Origin of the sequence: Kitasatospora sp. NPDC049285, assembly GCF_040678815.1 — a bacterium.
GTDB lineage: Bacteria > Actinomycetota > Actinomycetes > Streptomycetales > Streptomycetaceae > Kitasatospora.
Window position 1 is genome coordinate 1 of the sequence record NZ_JBFAQR010000145.1, and the last position, 1,611, is coordinate 1,611.

Consider the following 1,611-nt stretch of genomic DNA (forward strand, 5'->3'; position numbering starts at 1 on the left):
CTGCGCGAGGAGGTGGCGCACAGGTTCCGGGAGGCGTTCGACGACTTCCGCTTCGGCCCGACCATGCTGGGCGACCTGCTGCTGGACGAACCGGACCTGCACGACACCCTCGGCCTGACGGCGGAGACCCTCCCGTACCAACTCGGCCACGCGCACATGTACGAGGACCTCCTGAAGCGGATACGAGACGACCACGCCGCGGCCTGGAACACCGCCCTGGACAGAGTCACCGCCCACGGACAGTGGAACAACGCCTTCGGCAGCGCCGCCCCCGTGCTCTACGCCCGTCACTTCGGGCCCGGACTGCTGATCGCCGACCGGATGAGCGGCCGCGTCACCGCGATCCACCGCGACGGCTCCAGCACCTACCCCGCACCCGACCAAGCAGTCCACCTCGCCACCGAACAGAACTACACCGTCGTCGTCCACTCCCCCGGCCACTACGACGCCACCACCCCCACCACCCGACCCACGCCTCACCCCGCACCCACCACCCGACCCGAAACGGACGAGTCCCGACCCCCCACGCCGGAACAGCACACCCAGGCGATGGACATCGACACGGACGCAGGCGCGGACGCCGGCGACGACCGCGGGCACCCGGGCCAGGACCCGAACCCGGACCCCACGCCGGCACTCCTGTCCGCGCCTCCGGCCGTCGGGGACGGACGCACGGACGGGACCACCGCGGTCGCCTTCCTCGGACGCCTCCCTAAGGCCTTCCACGTGGCCGCCAGCAAGACCGACGTCCACGTCAACGGCAGGCAATTCGCGCTGCCGGACTCGGAGGCCGAGCATGCCCGGTTCGCGCACCAGCCGCTGAAGGGCGAGCTGGTCGGCAGCAAGGTCAGGTTCACCAACCCCGACGGCCAGTGGTTCGACAGATCCCTCGACGTGCCCGCGACGCAGCAGCTCCGGCGGGCCGGCAAGACCCTCATGGTGTTCGGCGTGCAGGTGAGCGTGCCGAAGGTACCGGCCGATCACCCGGTCAGTGAGGCCTTCCCCGGCTGGTACGCGCGGTTGGCCGGCGACCCGGGCCGCCGGGTCGTGGAGTGGTCCCGCACGACAGGGGCCCGCTTCACACCCGAGGGCGACGTGACCCCGTACGACGAGCCGACCGAGGTGCACAAGTTCCGGCTCGCAACGGAGAAAGCCGGACGGCCGTTCACCTACCCACCGGCCCCGACCGGCCCGCAGACCTTCCGCGAACGCATCCCGGAACTCTTCTACGCCACCGCCGGCGCGACCACCGTCAACGTCAACGGCAAGGAATTCAAACTGCCGAAGGGTGCGCGTCGGAACCTGTTCGCCAACAAGGCACTGTGGGGCGAGCGCACCGGCGACAAGGTCAAGTTCACCAACACCAATGGCCAGTCGTTCGAGGCCACCCTCGGTCAGAGGAACACGAACAAGGGGCCCTTCCAGCCCGGCAGCCGGAACGTGTTCGGCATGAACATGACCGCACCGGGGACGCCGACCGATCACCCGGTGGGCGAGCCCTTCCCCGGCTGGTACACGCGGTTGGCCGGCGCGGACGGCCACCGGGTCGTGGAGTGGTCCCGCACGGAAGGCGCCCGCTTCACACCCGAGGGCGACGTGACCCCTTTCGAC

1 pseudogene is annotated in these 1,611 nt (G+C 70.2%); it reads left to right on the top strand.

Annotation, left to right across the window (positions count from 1 at the left end):
- Positions 1–1,611: pseudogene (locus AB0K51_RS34790) on the top strand (hypothetical protein); the annotation flags it as partial.